The organism is Delftia sp. DS1230 (assembly GCF_040112715.1).
GTDB classification, from domain to species: Bacteria; Pseudomonadota; Gammaproteobacteria; order Burkholderiales; family Burkholderiaceae_C; genus Comamonas; species Comamonas tsuruhatensis.
The window spans coordinates 2806905-2823606 of record NZ_CP157763.1; the positions used below are offsets into that span (position 1 = coordinate 2806905).

At 65.1% G+C, this 16702-nt stretch carries 14 protein-coding genes; 7 read left to right on the forward strand and 7 right to left on the reverse strand.

Features of this window, described 5'->3' with window-relative positions; all coding sequences use genetic code 11:
• Positions 1-37 precede the first annotated feature (37 nt).
• The 4 genes from AAN986_RS12580 (at position 38) to AAN986_RS12595 (ending at position 2453) form a co-directional block, all read left to right on the forward strand.
• Positions 38-1138, forward strand: coding sequence for an NAD(P)/FAD-dependent oxidoreductase (locus AAN986_RS12580; protein WP_034365914.1), 1101 nt, complete (start codon positions 38-40; stop codon positions 1136-1138).
• 201 nt (positions 1139-1339) lie between these two features.
• Positions 1340-1651: a DUF883 domain-containing protein gene (locus tag AAN986_RS12585; protein ID WP_016447117.1), complete on the forward strand. Its 312-nt coding sequence runs from the start codon at positions 1340-1342 to the stop codon at positions 1649-1651.
• Positions 1652-1659: 8 nt separating this feature from the next.
• Positions 1660-2079, forward strand: a complete 420-nt coding sequence (locus AAN986_RS12590; protein ID WP_016447116.1) for a phage holin family protein — start codon at positions 1660-1662, stop codon at positions 2077-2079.
• Between the two features lie 2 nt (positions 2080-2081).
• On the forward strand, positions 2082-2453 hold the full coding sequence (locus tag AAN986_RS12595; protein WP_016447115.1) for a hypothetical protein: 372 nt from the start codon (positions 2082-2084) through the stop codon (positions 2451-2453).
• An 84-nt stretch (positions 2454-2537) separates the two neighbouring features.
• Here the strand turns inward: AAN986_RS12595 and AAN986_RS12600 are convergent, their stop codons facing one another.
• Entirely contained in the window at positions 2538-3584 is a 1047-nt protein-coding gene (locus AAN986_RS12600) for a quinone-dependent dihydroorotate dehydrogenase (RefSeq protein WP_046239218.1), read from the reverse strand.
• A gap of 34 nt (positions 3585-3618) precedes the next feature.
• Between AAN986_RS12600 and rpiA the strand changes: the two genes are divergently transcribed.
• Positions 3619-4311 carry a ribose-5-phosphate isomerase RpiA gene (gene rpiA / locus AAN986_RS12605; protein ID WP_046239219.1) on the forward strand — a complete coding sequence of 231 codons (693 nt, stop codon included), beginning with the start codon at positions 3619-3621 and terminating at the stop codon, positions 4309-4311.
• Between the two features lie 30 nt (positions 4312-4341).
• On the opposite strand, the gene AAN986_RS12610 is transcribed toward rpiA, so the two are convergent.
• The 6 genes from AAN986_RS12610 to AAN986_RS12635 all read right to left on the reverse strand — a co-directional run bounded on the left by AAN986_RS12610 (position 4342) and on the right by AAN986_RS12635 (position 11942).
• Positions 4342-4716 (reverse strand): hypothetical protein, encoded by a 375-nt coding sequence (locus AAN986_RS12610; RefSeq protein WP_223275203.1) that lies wholly within the window; start codon positions 4714-4716, stop codon positions 4342-4344.
• Between the two features lie 39 nt (positions 4717-4755).
• A complete protein-coding gene (locus AAN986_RS12615; protein ID WP_047217017.1) occupies positions 4756-5445 on the reverse strand; it encodes a glutaredoxin family protein in 690 nt (229 codons plus the stop codon).
• 208 nt (positions 5446-5653) lie between these two features.
• Positions 5654-7702: a M3 family metallopeptidase gene (locus AAN986_RS12620; RefSeq protein WP_047217018.1), complete on the reverse strand. Its 2049-nt coding sequence runs from the start codon at positions 7700-7702 to the stop codon at positions 5654-5656.
• Positions 7703-7777: 75 nt separating this feature from the next.
• On the reverse strand, positions 7778-8632 hold the full coding sequence (folD, locus tag AAN986_RS12625; protein ID WP_046239222.1) for a bifunctional methylenetetrahydrofolate dehydrogenase/methenyltetrahydrofolate cyclohydrolase FolD: 855 nt from the start codon (positions 8630-8632) through the stop codon (positions 7778-7780).
• A gap of 89 nt (positions 8633-8721) precedes the next feature.
• Positions 8722-9372, reverse strand: coding sequence for a response regulator transcription factor (locus AAN986_RS12630; protein ID WP_012205807.1), 651 nt, complete (start codon positions 9370-9372; stop codon positions 8722-8724).
• The gene (locus tag AAN986_RS12635; protein ID WP_016447108.1) at positions 9369-11942 is read right to left on the reverse strand and encodes a PAS domain-containing sensor histidine kinase; all 2574 of its coding nucleotides are present in this window, start codon (positions 11940-11942) and stop codon (positions 9369-9371) included. The genes AAN986_RS12630 and AAN986_RS12635 overlap by 4 nt, the downstream gene beginning before the upstream one ends.
• 320 nt (positions 11943-12262) lie before the next feature.
• Here AAN986_RS12635 and aceE point away from each other — a divergent pair, with 320 nt between their 5' ends.
• Complete coding sequence (aceE, locus tag AAN986_RS12640; protein ID WP_016447107.1) at positions 12263-14980, forward strand: pyruvate dehydrogenase (acetyl-transferring), homodimeric type; 2718 nt, start codon at positions 12263-12265, stop codon at positions 14978-14980.
• 19 nt (positions 14981-14999) lie between these two features.
• A complete protein-coding gene (aceF, locus tag AAN986_RS12645) occupies positions 15000-16697 on the forward strand; it encodes a dihydrolipoyllysine-residue acetyltransferase (protein ID WP_047217019.1) in 1698 nt (565 codons plus the stop codon).
• Positions 16698-16702 lie beyond the last annotated feature (5 nt).

A 16702-nucleotide genomic window follows, 5' to 3' on the forward strand; every position in this document is an offset into this window, starting at 1 on the left:
TGATAATCAGTGGCTGAACGACGAAAGGGCAGGCAGGATGAGCGAGCAGGTCGATTGCGTGGTGGTGGGGGCGGGCGTCGTGGGGCTGGCCGTGGCCAGGGCCCTGGCGTTGCAGGGCAGGGAAGTCATGGTGCTGGAGGCAGCTGAAGCCATTGGTACGGGCACCAGTTCGCGCAACAGCGAGGTCATCCATGCCGGCATCTACTATCCCCAGGGTTCGCTGAAGGCCCGGTTTTGCGTCGAAGGCCGCAAGCGTCTCTATGCCTATTGCGAGGAACGCGGCGTTGCCCACCAGCGCTGCGGCAAGCTCATCGTGGCAACGGATGAGGCGCAGCGCGGCCAGCTCCAGGCCATTGCGCGCAAGGCCGAGGCCAATGGCGTCAATGATCTGCGCTGGCTGGATGGCCCCGAGGCACGGGCCTTGGAGCCTGCGCTGCAGTGTGTGGCGGCACTGCATTCGCCCAGCACCGGCATCATCGACAGCCACGGCCTGATGCTGGCTCTGCAGGGCGATCTCGAAAACGCAGGCGGCATGGTGGTCTGCCATGCCGAGGTGCAGGAGGCCGCCGCAACGTCTGGCGGCGTGTGGCTGCGCACCGCCGACGGCACGCAGCTGCAGGCGCGTAGCCTGGTCAACGCGGCAGGCCTGAATGCCCCGTTGCTGGCGGCGCGCCTGCAAGGCTTTCCGCAGCAGTTGGTTCCACGCGCCTTCTATGCCAAGGGCAACTATTTCACACTGTCCGGGCGCGCGCCGTTCTCGCGCCTCATCTATCCCGTGCCCGAGGCTGCAGGTCTGGGCGTTCATCTCACGCTGGACATGGGTGGACAGGCCAAGTTCGGCCCCGATGTGCAGTGGGTGGAAAGCGCAAGCGATCTGCAGGTCGATCCAGCGCGCGCCGACGCCTTCTATGCAGAGATCCGCCGGTACTGGCCGGCCCTGGCCGATGGCGCGCTGGTGCCCGGCTACGCTGGCATCCGTCCCAAGATCAGCGGTCCTGGCGAGGCGGCGGCAGACTTCACGATCCAGGGACCGCAGGTCCATGGCGTTGCGGGCGTGGTGCAGTTGCTGGGCATCGAATCGCCGGGTCTGACCAGCTGCCTGGCCATCGGCGCACATGTGGCGAAGCTGCTGGCCTGATGGTCTGCCGGTCCACGACACACGGCCACGGCAGGCCTTGTCTGACAAGGCTCAGGCCCCCTCGCTTCCCGGAAGCCAGGGAACAATTGGATAAGATGCTTGCATGTAACAAGGGCCTGCCCATGTTGCGTGACAGGTATCGGGCGACATGATTGCCTGCTCCCCGCTGTATTTGTTTTCACCTCAATAGAAAGGCTCATCATGACGAAGTCGATCACTGAAACCGTCTCCACCGCGCAAGCCGATCTTGAAAAACTGGTCAGCGACCTGCGTGGCCTGCTGTCTGCCAAGGAGCTGGATGCCGTGCCGGAAATCCACATGCTGCGCCAGCGCATCGATGACGGCATGTCCAATGTGCGTGACTCGGCTGTGCGCGCCGCGCAGGAAGCGGCCCGCCAAGCCAAGGATGCCGCCTATGCGGCGGATCGCTATGCCCACGACGAGCCGTGGCGTGTGGCTGGCGCAGCCCTGGCTGTGGGCGCCTTGCTGGGCTTCATGCTGGGCCGTCGCTGATCAACGGCATGCCTGACCAGAAAAGGATGCCTGTGAACTGGATTTCCCTTCTGGGTTTGGATGCCTGGGTGGCGCGCTGGCGTGCTGCCGTGATCGAGCTGGCCATTGCCGCCGAGGACCGTACCGACCTGGCTCGGCTTGAATGGGTCCAGCACAAGCGCAGCATGCAGACCGTGGTCGTGCTGCTGATTGCGCTGGCCGGACTCAGCGTCGTGGTCATGCTCATGCTGTCCGTGGCGGTGCTGGTGCAGTTCTGGGACACCGAGCACCGCGTGATGGTGGCCTGGCTGCTGTTTGGCGGCTGGCTGGCTATCCTTGCAATTGCCTTGTGGCAGTTGCTTGCGGCCGTACGACGTCTGGCACGCCCTTTCATCCTCACCCGCAACGAGCTGAGCCAGGACTGGCAGGCGCTGAAGAAGAGGCTGTAATCATGGTCAATGCTTCCAACGCTTCCCAATCCCGCGACGAGGTTGCGCCGCCTAGGCCCACGGGCCCCAATGCGGCGCTGTGGCCCACTTCCACCGTGGAGCAGCAGCAGGTGATGCAGCGCATTGCCCAGCAGCGCGAGCGCCTCAGGGCGCGCTCGGCGGCCGTGGCCCAGGCCCGGGCGCTGAGCCGTGCCGCCACACACGTGCGCCCGGATGCACCGCTGATCGAGCGCGTCGCAACGTTTGCGCGTCTGCACCCCGTGGCCGTGGGCGTGGCGGCTGCCGCTGCCTTGGTCATGGGGCCGCGCAAACTGATCCGCATCGGCACCACACTCATGCCTTTGCTGGCACGCCTTCAGCAGCGCAGGGGCTGAGATAAGGCCTTGCAAGGCTTCTTGCACAAAAAACGCCCGGCATGCCGGGCGTTTTCTTTGGTCAGCACGCGGATAACGCGGCAGTCAACGCAGTTGCGCGATGGCCCGTGCGGCCTCTGGTACCAGGCAGGGGCCCCGATAGATCAGGCCGCTGTAGATCTGGACCACATCGGCGCCCGCCCGGATCTTGCTGACCGCATCTTCGCCGCTGAGAATGCCTCCCACGCCGATGATGGGGTAGCGGCTTCCCAGCGCAGAGCGCAGTTGGCGGATGACCTGGTTGCTGGCCTCCAGCACCGGCGCGCCGGAAAGGCCGCCCGTTTCTTCGGCGTGGGGCAGGCCCTTGACGGCATCCCGGCTGATCGTGGTGTTGGTGGCGATCACGCCGTCCATGCCGTGGCGCTGCAGCGTGGTGGCGATGACGCCGACCTGCTCCTCATCCAGGTCGGGTGCGATCTTCACGAACACCGGCGCACGCTTGCCGTGCTGCGTGGCCAGTTGCTCGCGCCGCTCGGCAATCGCTCCCAGCAAGGCATCCAGCGCTTCGTCGCTTTGCAGGGCACGCAGATTCTTGGTGTTGGGCGAGCTGATGTTCACCGTCACGTAGTCGGCATGCGGGTAGACGCCATCGAGCGCCTTGAGGTAGTCGCTGGTGGCTTCTTCGATGGGCGTGCTGGCGTTCTTGCCGATGTTCAGCCCCAGCAGCATGGGCTTGCCCATGGCGCGGGCCTGTGAGCGCTTGACGTTGCTCAGGAATGCATCGAGGCCTTCGTTGTTGAAGCCCAGTCGGTTGATCAGCGCATTGCGTTCGGGGATGCGGAACATGCGCGGCTTGGGGTTGCCGGGCTGCGCGCGCGGAGTCACGGTGCCCACCTCGACGAAGCCGAAGCCCATGGCGGCCAGCGCATCGATACAGCGTGCGTTCTTGTCCAGGCCTGCAGCCATGCCGACGCGATTGGGGAACCTGAGTCCGGCAAGCTCGACGGGATCACTCACCATGGGTTGGGCCCAGGCCTGCTGCAGGAGCGTGTTCTGCCCCTTTGCCATCAGGTTCATCGTGAGATCGTGGGCGGATTCGGGGTCCATGCCGAAGAGAAAGGGACGGGTCAGGGCGTAGGGGATCAAAGACATGGGGATAATCGAAGGATTACCTGGATTTTCCCTCATGACGACATCTGCTGCCTCTTTTTCCCAAGATGAACTCAAAGCCCTGGTCGGGCAAGCCGCTCTGGCCTACGTAGTGCCCGGCGAAATCGTCGGCGTCGGCACGGGCTCGACGGTCAACAAGTTCATCGATGCGCTGGCCACCATCAAGGACCAGATCCCTGGGGCCGTGTCCAGCTCCGTGGCCAGCACCGAGCGCCTGAAGGCGCTGGGCATCAAGGTGCTGGATGCCAACGAGGTGGACCGCCTGTCGGTATACATCGATGGCGCCGACGAGATCGACGGCCGGGGCTACATGGTCAAGGGCGGGGGCGCGGCACTGACGCGCGAGAAAATCGTTGCGGCGCTGGCCGAGCGCTTTGTCTGCATCGCCGATGCCTCCAAGCGCGTCGAGGTGCTGGGAGATTTTCCGCTGCCTGTGGAGGTGATTCCCATGGCTGCTGCCCAGATTGCCCGGCGTTTCGAGGCCAGGGGTGGCCGGGCCGAGATCCGCATGAAGGACGGCGCTCCTTTGGTGACGGACAACGGCCAGCACATTCTTGATGTGCGCGACCTGAAGATTGCTGAGCCGCTGGCCTTTGAGTCCGAGGTCAACCAGTGGCCCGGCGTGGTCACCGTGGGCGTTTTTGCGCACCAGAAGGCATCGGTCTGCCTGCTGGGCACGCCTGAAGGCGTGCAGACGCTCGACTATTGAGGCAGGAACCCGGTCCTGGCCTCTCGGCTGCTAGCCGATGCTCTCGAACACCGCAGCGCCTGCGGTCCAGACGAGCAGGGCCATGCCACCGAGACACAGCGCGCGCAATGAGGCTTGCGTGCGCTGCTTTTTGATGCGCTGAATGAGCCAGGTGACGGCCGCCAGCCCGGCGTAGATGGCAAAGAAGCCAGCCGTCGTCATGTAGTAGGCCAGGCGGTTGAGACCGTTGCCCAGGCCTCCGTCATGCATGAACCACAGCGTGATCAGGCAGGGCACCAGCACCAGGCAGGTTAGCCGCAACGGCTCTCGCCACGAAGGCCTTGCCACCAGTACCCACCCGATGAGCGCAGGCAGGCCCACAAGAATGCCCAGCCTGGCCAAGGTCCAGGCCACGTCGGACAGCATGGAATCCACGGCCGGGCTCCTGACGGCGGCAGTGTCTGCCTAGAAGCTCAGGCCTGCGGGGTTGTCGCTGGTGCGTGCACCTGGCGCGGGGGCGGGTATGGGGGTGCGCCTGTTTGCCTGCTCCTCGGCGGTGGGTGCTGCGGCGGGAGCTGATGCGGCCGGTGCGGCAGGCTTGGGTGTGGTCAGGGGCTGCGCGGGTGGCCGCTTGTACTGGGCTGGCAGCTGGGAGCTTGCGGGGTAGCCTGCGGCATCCAGGTACTGCGTCCATTCGCTGGAGGAGAAGCCGGTCAGAAACTGCTTGCCGATGGTGGCAAACGGCAGTCCGGTCTGCCCGCTGAGCTTGTTCAGGGCTGCCGCGTCCGCCTCGGTCTGCACCAGGCGCTCGGCATAGGGGATGCCCCGGGACTGCAGCAACTGACGAGCGCTATCGCAGGGCGTGCAATCGGACGAGGAGTACAACGTCACTGGAAAGCGGCTCGCAATCTGGCGCAGCGCATAGGGCAGGCCTGCGTTGCTGTCCGAGGCGCCCGCCACTGCCTGGGCGGCGGGCGCTGCCTGCTGCTGTGCGCTTGGGGCGGGGCGGTCCGAGAAGGTGACTTTTCCATCCGGCCCGACGATACGGTAGACCTGCTGTGCGGCAGCTGGCAGCGCGGCGGCAAGGCAGGCGAGGGCGAGGCATGGCATCAGGTGGCGCAGGGCGCCGTGGCCAAGGCTGGGAGAAGACTGCATGGACGATCTCGGTTTCGGAAGAAGGGTTTCGTGCCGGGGCGGCGACCACTCGCCGGATGGATGCCCGCACAGGAGTGCCTGCAAGCATAGCGTGCCATTCATCCTGGGCCATCTTCTGGAGTCGCAGGATGTGGCTGCGCGCATCCGGTGGAGTTGCCGGGCCAGGAAAAAGCGCCCCATCGGGGCGCTGCAGACCGGGTTGCCAGGCTCAGGCCTCGGCCATGCCCTGGTGGCGCAATAGCGCGTCCAGCTGGGGTTCGCGGCCACGGAAGGCCTTGAACGACTCCATCGCCGGGCGGGATCCGCCGGCTTCAAGAATGGCCTCGCGGTAGCGGCGGCCTGTCTCGGGGTTGGGGGTTCCATCGGCCAGCATGGTTTCCTCGAAGGCCGCATAGGCATCCGCCGAGAGGACTTCGGCCCACTTGTAGCTGTAGTAGCCCGCTGCGTAGCCGCCTGCAAAGATGTGGCTGAAGGTATGGGCCGAGCGGCTGTAGGCGGGCGAGGGCAGCACGGCCACTTCGGCGCGAACCTGGGCCAGCAGCGGCATGATGTCGGCCTTCGGATCGTGCTCGGTGTGCAGCAGCATGTCGAACAGCGAGAACTCGATCTGGCGCAGCGTCTGCATGCCCGACTGGAAGTTCTTGGCCGCGATCATCTTGTCGTACAGTGCGCGCGGCAGTGGCTCGCCCGTGTCCACGTGGGCGGTCATGTGCTTGAGCACTTCCCACTCCCAGCAGAAGTTTTCCATGAACTGGCTCGGCAGTTCCACCGCGTCCCATTCCACGCCCGCGATGCCCGAGACATCGCGCTCGTTGACCTGGGTCAGCATGTGGTGCAGGCCATGGCCTGTCTCATGGAACAGCGTGATCACGTCATCGTGCGTGAGCAGGGCCGGCTTGCCGTCAACGCCGGTGGCAAAGTTGCAGATCAGGTGCGCGACCGGCGTCTGCAGCTTGTGGCTGTCGGGGCGCAGCCAGCGGGTGCGTACATCGTCCATCCAGGCGCCGCCGCGCTTGCCCGAACGCGCGGGCTGGTCCAGGTAGAACTGGCCGACCAGTTGGGGGCCTTGTGGCGTGCTGCGCTCGATGCGATAGAACTCGACAGCGGGATGCCACACCGGCGCCACGTCGCGGCGGATGGCCACGTCGAACAGCGTCTCCACGATCTTGAACAGGCCGGCCAGTACCTTGGGGGCGGGGAAGTATTGCTTGACCTCTTGCTCGCTGAAGGCATAGCGCGCTTCCTTGAGCTTTTCGGAGATATAGGCCCAGTCCCAGGGCTGGGGATCGGCCAGGCCCAGTTCCTTGCGTGCGAAGCTGCGCAGGTCGGCGACATCCTTTTCGGCATAGGGGCGGGCGCGGTGCGCGAGGTCACGCAGGAAGTCGATCACCTGCTGCGGCGAATGCGCCATCTTGGGAACCAGCGAGATCTCGCCGAAGTTGCGGTAGCCCAGCAGCTGCGCCTCTTCCTTGCGCAGGGCAAGTATTTCGGAAATGTTGGCCGTGTTGTCGAAGCGGCGGGCATCGCCCTCTGCCTGGTCGGAGGCGCGTGTCACATAGGCGCGGTAGAGCTTTTCGCGCAGCGCGCTGCTGGTGGCGAACTGCATCACGGGCAGGTAGCAGGGCATCTTCAGCGTGAGCTTGAAGCCTTGCTTGCCTTCGGCTTCGGCGGCGGCACGGGCGGCCTGGCACACGTCCTGGGGCACACCGTCCAACTCATCGGCCGTGGCGTAGTAGGCAAAGGCATCGGTGGCATCCAGCGCGTTCTCGCTGAACTTCTGCGTGAGTTCGGCCGAGCGTTCCTGAATCTTGGCAAAGCGCAGCTTGGCTTCACCCTGCAGCTCCGCGCCAGACAGCACGAAATTGCGCATGGCATGGTCCCATGCGGCGCGCTGCTCCACGTTGAGCGTGGCAGGGTCGATGGCCTTGTACTTGGCGTACAGCCGCTCGTCGGCGCCCAGGCGCGTCCAGAACTCGGTGACCTTGGGCAGGGATTCGTTGTAGGCAGCGCGCAGCTCGGGTGTATCGGCCACGCTGTTGAGGTGGCTGACGGCGCCCCAGGCGGTCCCCAGCTTCTCGGTGGCGACATCGAGCACGGCGGAGATCGAATCCCAGCGCGCGGGGAAGTCAGGTGCCGTGACGGTCTCCAGGGCCTCGCAGGCCCCGGTCAGAAGATGGTCGATGGCCGGGCCGACGTCGGCGGGGCGGATGCGATCGAACAGGGGCAGGTCGGAGGATTCGAGGAGGGGATTGCTCATGCGTGTCAGATGCCGTCGGGTGCATTGAAATCAAGCGGCTCCCCGGGGAGCTGCCCGATGCTTGTCAGCTCCTGGTCAGCCGGCGGCGCGCTCGGCCGCCTCCATGGTGTTGACCAGCAGCATGGTAATCGTCATGGGGCCGACGCCGCCCGGCACGGGGGTGATGAAGCCGGCCACTTCCTTGACACCGTCAAAGTCCACGTCGCCGCAGAGCTTGCCTTCGTCGTTGCGGTTCATGCCCACGTCGATGACCACGGCGCCAGGCTTGCACATGTCTGCGGTCAGCACATTGCGCTTGCCCACGGCGGCGACCACGATGTCGGCCTGGCGCGTCATGGCGGCCAGGTCCGCCGTGCCGCTGTGGCAGATGGTGACGGTGGCATTGGCGGCCAGCAGCATCATGGCCATGGGCTTGCCGACGATGTTGGAGCGGCCGATGACCACGGCGTGCTTGCCGCGCAGGTCCTTCATGCCGATGGATTCGAGCATCTTCATGCAGCCATAGGGCGTGCAGGCCTTGAAGCCGACTTCGCCCACCATCAGCGCGCCGGCGCTAGCCACGTGAAAGCCATCCACATCCTTGAGCGGCGAGATGGTCTCGATGACCTTGTGGTCGTCGATGTGGGCGGGCAGCGGCAGCTGGACCAGGATGCCGTGGATGCGGGGGTCGTTGTTCAGCGCCTCGACGCGGGCCAGCAGTTCGGCTTCTGTCATCGAGGCGTCGTACTTCTCCAGCACGGAATGAAAGCCTGCGTCCTCGCAGGCCTTGACCTTGTTGCGCACATAGACCTGGGAGGCCGGGTTGTCGCCGACCAGGACCACGGCCAAGCCGGGCGTGGTCCCTCGGGCCTTCAGGGCAGTGGCGCGCTGTGCGACTTCGGCACGCAGTTGGCGGGAGAGGGCGTTGCCGTCGATGAGTTGGGCTGTCATTGCAGTGGATACCAAAATAAAAATGCTGCTAGGGCTTGTTGGTCAAGCGCTAGCAGCCCTTTGAAAAAAGCAGGGGATGGCGTCGGTGCTTATCCTGCGACGGCCGCCTTGGCCGCCGCAGCGGTCTGGCCCTGGCCCAGGGCGATCTTGAGCAGGTCGGCCACGGTGTTGGCGTTGAGCTTTTCCATGATGTTGGCGCGGTGCGCCTCCACGGTCTTGATGCTGATGCCCAGATCGTCGGCGATCTGCTTGTTCAGGCGGCCGGCGACGATGCGCTCGAGCACCTGGGCTTCGCGGCTGGTCAGCTTGGCCAGCAGGGCGTCGCGGCTGGCGGCCTGCTGGTGGCCGGCAAAGGCTTCGCGGGCATGGTCCAGCATGCGCTCGACCAGGTTCAGCAGTTCTTCCTCGTTGAACGGCTTCTGGATGAAGTCCAGTGCGCCCTTCTTCATGGTGTTCACCGCCATGGGCACGTCGCCGTGGCCGGTGATGAAGACGATGGGCAGGGGAGACTTGCGTTCGATCAGTCGGTCCTGCAGTTCCAGGCCGGTCATGCCGCCCATGCGGATGTCGACGATGAGGCAGGCGATTTCGCGTGGGTCGTAGCGCGAGAGGAAGGTCTCGGCCGAGTCGAAGCAGCGCACACGATAGTCCTTGCCCTCCAACAACCATTGCAGCGAATCACGAACCGCTTCGTCGTCATCAACTACGTACACAGTGCCTTTTTTGGGGATCAAGCTCATGCAATCGTCCTTGTTGTGGGTTCAATGGTCGCTGCCGGCGTTGTCGCGTCGCCCGGCGGGGCCAGCGGCAGCCAGAATGAAAATCGGCAGCCGACAACCTCGGAACCATTGTAGAGGTTCTCGGCACGCATACGGCCCTGGTGGGACTCGACAATGCTGCGGCACAGATTCAGGCCCATGCCCATGCCTTCGCTCTTGGTGGTGAAGAAGGCCTCGAAGAGGCGCTCCAGCACCTCGGGCGGCAAGCCCTTGCCGGTGTCCTGCACGTTGAATTCGATGACGCGCTGGTCCTCGATGGTGCGCGGCACCACGCGCAGTTCCACGTTGCGCTGGTGGCTGGGTCGGCCCGATTGCTCGATGGATTCGGCGCCGTTCTTCATGAGGTTGACCAGCACCTGCTCGATGAGGATGGTGTCGGCCATGATGGCCGGCATGCGCTCGGCCACGTGGTAGGTCAGCTGTACATTGCGGCGGCGCAGCTCGATGCCGGCCAGCTCCACTGCCTCGCTGACCATGTCGGTGACCTGGGCCAGGGTGCGGTTGGGTTCGCTGCGCTTGACGAAGGAGCGTATGCGCAAAATGATCTGGCCCGCGCGCTGCGCCTGGTGGGCGGTCTTCTCCAGCGCGAACTTCATCTGCTCCTCGGTCAGCGTGCCTTTTTCGAGGCGCGTGAGCATGCCGCTGCAGTAGTTGCTGATGGCGGTCAGCGGCTGGTTGAGTTCGTGGGCCACGCTGGAGGCCATCTCGCCCATGGTGATCAGGCGGCTGACGGACTGGGCGTGCTCGGCCTGGCGATCGGCCTGCTCCTCGGCCAGGCGGCGCGGCGTGATGTCGGTGGCGATCACCATCTGCGCCAGGCGTCCGTCCACCCAGCTCAGGTAGCGCGAGCGCACTTCCAGCCACTTGCCCAGTTCGGGCAGATAGATCTCGGCGTTCTCGCTGCGTGCGCTGGTCAGCGAGTCGGTGGGCAGGCCCATCAGGCCATCCTCATCGTCCATGCCCTGCGGCTGAGAGCGCACGGGCAGCACGCCGGCCTGGGCGACGAGCTGCAGATGGCCATCGGTCTGCGAGCCGAACCATTGCCGGTACAGCTTGTTGGCGAACAGCAGCTCGGCGCTGCCAAGCGGGGCGACGGACACCGAGGCGTCCAGCGCCTCCAGCACGATGGTGAAGCGCTCGTAGGAGGCCGACAACTGCTCGCGGATGCGGTTGGGCTCGGTGATGTCGGTCATGGACGACATCCAGCCCGTGTGCTGGCCGTGGGCGTCGATCAGCGGCGAGACATACAGGCGCGCGTCGAACTGCGTGCCGTTCTTGCGCTGCACGCGCACCTGAAAGCCCCCGACGATGGTCTTGCCGGACAGCTCCTCGCGCAGCTTGGAGTGCAGGTTGTCATAGTCGTTGTCGGGCCAGTAGGAATAGGGCGGCATCTGGCCGACGAGTTCGGATTCGCTCCATCCCGTCATCTGGCAGAAGGCGGCGTTCACGTAGGTGATGCGGCCTTGCAGGTCCAGCGCGCGCATGCCGGTGAGCACCGAGTTCTCCATGGCGCGGCGGAAATTGGTTTCGGCAACCAGGGCTTCCTGCGCGCGCTGGCGGCGTCGCGTGTGGCGCCAGGTGGCCAGCAGCAGCCATGCCGTCATCGCGCTGAGCGTGCCCACCAGCCAGAACAGGCCGCTGCCCACCACGCCCAGCGAGGTGCGGTAGGCCTGTGCGCGCAGCACCAGACTGTTGCCCACGGGGGCGACCGGAGCCTCGTCCTCATTGGCCACCGTGCGCCAGCGCAGCAGGTCGGTGGCATTTTGCTTGCGCGGCGTCAGCGGTGTGCCGGCCAGAACCTGGCCCCGGCTGTCGAGCATGGTCATGGCATAGCGGGCCATGATTTCGGTGGGCGTGCCGTAGCGCAGCAGGCTGTCCACGGAATACTCGCCCAGCAGCTCGCCGATGTAGCGGCCGTCCTGCGCCAGCGGCACATGCAGCTGCAGCAGCGGCGCGGCCTCGCCCTTGTGGGCCAGGCCTTGCACATAGATGGGCTGCTGCATCTCGCGCGCGAGCTGGTAGGCCTCCAGTGCGTCACCGGCGCGCAGTACCTCGCGGGGGATACGCAACTGGTCGCTGCTCACGGTGGGGGCGGACTGGCTGGCCAGAATGCGGCGTTGGGAGTCGATCCAGGTGATGGACTGCAGTTCGGGATACTGGCTGATGAGCGCTTCCGCGCGGCTGGCGAAATCGGACTCGGCCAGATCGTGGTTGCTGATGTCGCGCGCCATGCGCATCAGTTGCTCCTGGCGCTCCAGCAGGCGCAGGCGCACGCGCTGCTGGGCATATTCCACGTCGCGGTGCAACGCTTCCTTCTCGCGGTCGATCTCCTCCATGCGCAGATACCAGAACGACGCGACGATGGCGGCCATGAACATCAGTACGGCGGCCAGCGGGGCGAGTGCCGCAAAGCGGTCCTGGCGCGTGGGGGAAAGACTGCGCCACCAGCTGCGCCACCAGCGCACTGGCGCGGCCACGCCTGCCATGGGGGCAGGGCTGTGCGTGCCGTGCTCGGAAGGGGAGGATTGCATGCGCCCAGTGTAGGGGAGAGTCTGACTGTTTTTAAGGAGTATTGGAGTCGCCACGCAGGCGCTTCGGCGACGTTCTTTGGGGTCTTCACTGTATGTGCGTTTGCAGCAAAATTTCAAATTATGAAATCAAAAAGCACCATTTGAAATTCGAAAAAAGTATGCGACACTCGCCGAGCATTGAGGCAGTGAATCGGTATCTTCAAGTTCGCCAGACAGGGTCTGTGCCGCGCAAGGCGTGGTGAACTACCCGCCTGCGATGGCGCGCTGCGCCGCTCACTGGTTCGACCCCAAGACGCTACCTTCTGCAAGGAGACATTCCCATGACAGCTCAGACTGACCCGCAAGGCAATGCAGGCGTTCCCGCCGGCCTGGACCAACAAGAATCGCGCGAATGGATGGACGCACTGTCGGCCGTCATCGACCGTGAAGGCGCCGAATATGCGCACAAGCTGATCGAGGACCTGCTCGAACATGCACGCCAGAACAGCGTGGACATGCCCTTCTCGGCCAACACCGGCTACGTGAACACCATCGAGGCCTCGCAGGAAGCGCGCTGTCCCGGCAACCTGGAAATCGAAGGCCGCCTGCGCGCCTACATGCGCTGGAACGCCATGGCCATGGTGGTCAAGGCCAACCGCCTGCACCCACCCGAAGGCGGTGACCTGGGTGGCCACATCGGCTCCTTCGCTTCGCTGGCCAACATGTTTGCGGCCGGCTTCAACCACTTCTGGCACGCCGAAAACGAAAACCACGGTGGCGACTGCCTGTACATCCAGGGCCACGTCTCGCCCGGCATCTATGCCCGCGCCTATCTGGAAGGCCGCATCTCCGAAGAGCAGCTGCTGAACTTCCGCCAGGAAGTGGACGGCAAGGGCCTGTCCAGCTACCCGCACCCCAAGCTGATGCCCGAGTTCTGGCAGTTCCCCACGGTGTCCATGGGCCTGGGCCCGCTGATGGCCATCTACCAGGCGCGCTTCCTCAAGTACCTGCACGCCCGCGGCATTGCCGACACCGAAAACCGCAAGGTCTGGGTCTTCTGCGGCGACGGGGAAATGGACGAGGTCGAGTCGCTGGGTGCGATCTCCCTGGCCGCCCGCGAAAAGCTGGACAACCTGATCTTCGTGATCAACTGCAACCTGCAGCGCCTGGACGGTCCGGTGCGCGGCAACGGCAAGATCATCCAGGAACTCGAGGGCGAGTTCCGCGGCTCCGGCTGGAACGTCATCAAGCTGCTGTGGGGCAAGGGCTGGGACGAGCTGCTGGCCAAGGACAAGGACGGCGTGCTCAAGAAGATCATGGCCGAGTGCAACGACGGCGACTACCAGTCGTTCAAGGCCAATGACGGCGCCTACGTGCGCAAGAACTTCTTCGGCCGCGATCCGCGCGCGCTGAAGATGGTCGAGCACATGAGCGACGACGAGATCTGGAACCTGCGCCGCGGCGGCCACGATTCGCAGAAGGTCTATGCGGCCTTCCATGCGGCCAACTCGCACAAGGGCCAACCCACCGTGCTGCTGGTCAAGACCGTCAAGGGCTTCGGCATGGGCAAGATCGGTGAAGGCAAGAACACCGTTCACCAGACCAAGAAGCTGGGCGACGAGGACATCAAGGCCTTCCGCGACCGCTTCAACATCCCGATTCCCGACAGCCAGATCGCCGACCTGCCTTTCTACAAGCCGGCTGACGACACGCCGGAAATGCGCTACCTGCACGAGCGCCGCAAGGCCCTGGGCGGCTACCTGCCGCACCGCCGCGTCAAGGCCAGCGAGCAGTTCACGGCGCCTGCGCTGGACACCTTCAAGGCCATCCTCGAAGCCACGCCCGAAGGCCGTGAGATCTCGACCACGCAGGCCTATGTGCGTTTCCTGACGCAGCTGCTGCGCGACAAGGAAATCGGCCCGCGCGTCGTGCCCATCCTGGTGGACGAGGCACGTACCTTCGGCATGGAAGGCCTGTTCCGCCAGATCGGCATCTACAACCCCGCTGGACAGCAGTACACCCCGGTCGACAAGGACCAGGTGATGTACTACCGCGAGGACAAGGCCGGCCAGATCCTGCAGGAAGGCATCAACGAAGCCGGCGGCATGAGCAGCTGGATCGCGGCAGCCACGAGCTACAGCACAAGCAACCGGATCATGATCCCGTTCTATGTGTACTACTCGATGTTCGGCTTCCAGCGCATCGGTGACCTGGCCTGGGCGGCCGGCGACATGCAGGCGCGCGGCTTCCTGCTGGGCGGCACCTCGGGCCGCACCACGCTGAACGGCGAAGGCCTGCAGCACGAAGACGGCCACAGCCACATCCTGGCCAACACCATTCCCAACTGCGTGAGCTACGACCCGACCTTCGCCCACGAAGTCGCCGTGATCATGCAGGACGGCCTGCGCCGCATGGTGCAGGAGCAGGAAAACGTCTTCTACTACATCACGCTGCTCAACGAGAACTACGCCATGCCCGGCCTCACGCCCGGCACCGAGCAGCAGATCATCAAGGGCATGTACCTGTGCAAGCCCGGCCAGAAGGTGCCGGAAAGCGGCCTGCGCGTGCAGCTGCTGGGATCGGGCACCATCCTGCGCGAATCCTTCTTCGCCCAGGAACTGCTGCTGGCCGACTGGGGCATTGCCGCCGACGTGTGGAGCTGCCCCAGCTTCAACGAACTGACCCGCGACGGCCAGGAAGCCGACCGCTGGAACCTGCTGCATCCGCTGGAAACGCAGAAGGTGCCCTTCGTCACGCAGCAGCTGCAGTCGCACAATGGCCCGGTGATCGCATCCACCGACTACATGAAGGCCTACGCCGAGCAGATCCGTCCCTATATGCCCAAGGGCCGCACCTACAAGGTGCTGGGCACCGACGGCTTCGGCCGTTCGGACTTCCGCCGCAAGCTGCGCGAGCACTTCGAGGTGGACCGCCACTACATCGTGGTCGCCGCACTGCGCGCGCTGGCCGAAGAAGGCAAGATCAACGCCACCACCGTGGCCGAGGCGATCGCCAAGTACGGCATCAAGGCCGACAAGATCAACCCGCTGCACGCCTGAGTAAGAACGGGAGACACCTATGGCATTGGTAGACATTCAAGTTCCGGACATCGGCGATTTCGATGAAGTCGGTGTGATCGAAGTGCTGGTCAAGGCCGGCGACCAGATCAAGGCCGAGCAATCGCTGATCACCGTCGAGTCCGACAAGGCATCGATGGAGATTCCGTCCAGCCACGCCGGCGTGCTCAAGGAGCTGCGCGTGAACCTGGGCGACAAGGTCAAGCAAGGCAGCATCATTGCCGTGATCGAGACCGCAGACGCTGCGGCACCGGCACCGGCAGCTGCTGCCCCGGCTCCCGTGGCAGCGCCTGCATCTGCTGCGCCTGCATCTGCGCCTGCGCCGGCCGCTGCTCCCGCTGCCGCGCCTGCGGCCTCGGGCGCCGCCACGCAGATCGATATCAAGATTCCCGACATCGGCGACTTCAAGGACGTGGCCGTGATCGAGATGCTGGTCAAGGTCGGCGACACCGTGACGGCAGAGCAATCGCTGTTCACTGTCGAATCCGACAAGGCCTCGATGGAGATCCCCTCGCCCGCAGCGGGCACCATCACGGCGCTGACGCTCAAGATCGGCGACACGGTCAATGTGGGCGACGTGGTCGGCCAGATGAGCGTGCAGGGCGCTGCCGCGCCTGCAGCCCAGGCTGCGGCCCCGGCACCTGCTGCTGCAGCCCCTGCACCGGCAACTGCTGCCCCGGCCGCTGCAGCTCCGGTGGCTGCCGCTGCAGCATCGGCTCCTGCCGCTGCACCTGCACACAACCCCACCGTGGCGCCCACCGGCAAGCTGCCCCATGCATCGCCCTCCGTGCGCAAGTTCGCCCGCGAACTGGGTGTGCCGCTGGACGAGGTCAAGGGCTCGGGCAACAAGGGCCGCATCACGGCCGACGACATCCAGGCTTTCACCAAGTCCGTCATGGCCGGTGCCGTGCAGACCAAGGCCCAGGCTGCGGCGGCTCCCAAGGGCGGCTCCGGCGGCGGCGCCGGCCTGGACCTGCTGCCCTGGCCCAAGGTGGACTTCGCCAAATTCGGCCCGGTCGAGCGCAAGGACCTGTCGCGCATCAAGAAGATCAGCGGCGCCAACCTGTCGCGCAACTGGGTCATGATCCCCCACGTCACCAACAACGACGAGGCCGACATCACCGACCTGGAAGCTTTCCGCGTCTCCACCAACAAGGAGAACGAGAAGAGCGGCGTCAAGGTGACCATGCTGGCCTTCGTGATCAAGGCGGTGGTCGCGGCGCTCAAGAAGTTCCCGGAGTTCAACGCCTCGCTGGACGGCGACACCCTGGTCTACAAGCAGTACTTCCACATCGGCTTTGCGGCAGACACGCCCAATGGCCTGGTGGTGCCCGTGCTGCGCGATGCCGACAAGAAGGGCATCCTGCAGATCAGCCAGGAAATGGGCGAGCTGGCCAAGAAGGCCCGCGATGGCAAGCTCGGCGCTGCCGACATGCAGGGCGGCTGCTTCTCGATCTCGTCGCTGGGCGGCATCGGCGGCACGAACTTCACCCCCATCATCAACGCCCCGGAAGTGGCCATCCTCGGCCTGTCCAAGGGCCAGATGAAGCCCGTGTGGGACGGCAAGCAGTTCGTGCCGCGCCTGACGCTGCCGCTGTCGCTGTCCTATGACCACCGCGTCATCGACGGTGCCTCGGCCGCGCGCTTCAATGCCTTCCTGGGTCAGGTGCTGGCGGACTACCGCCGCATCCTGCTGTAAACGGA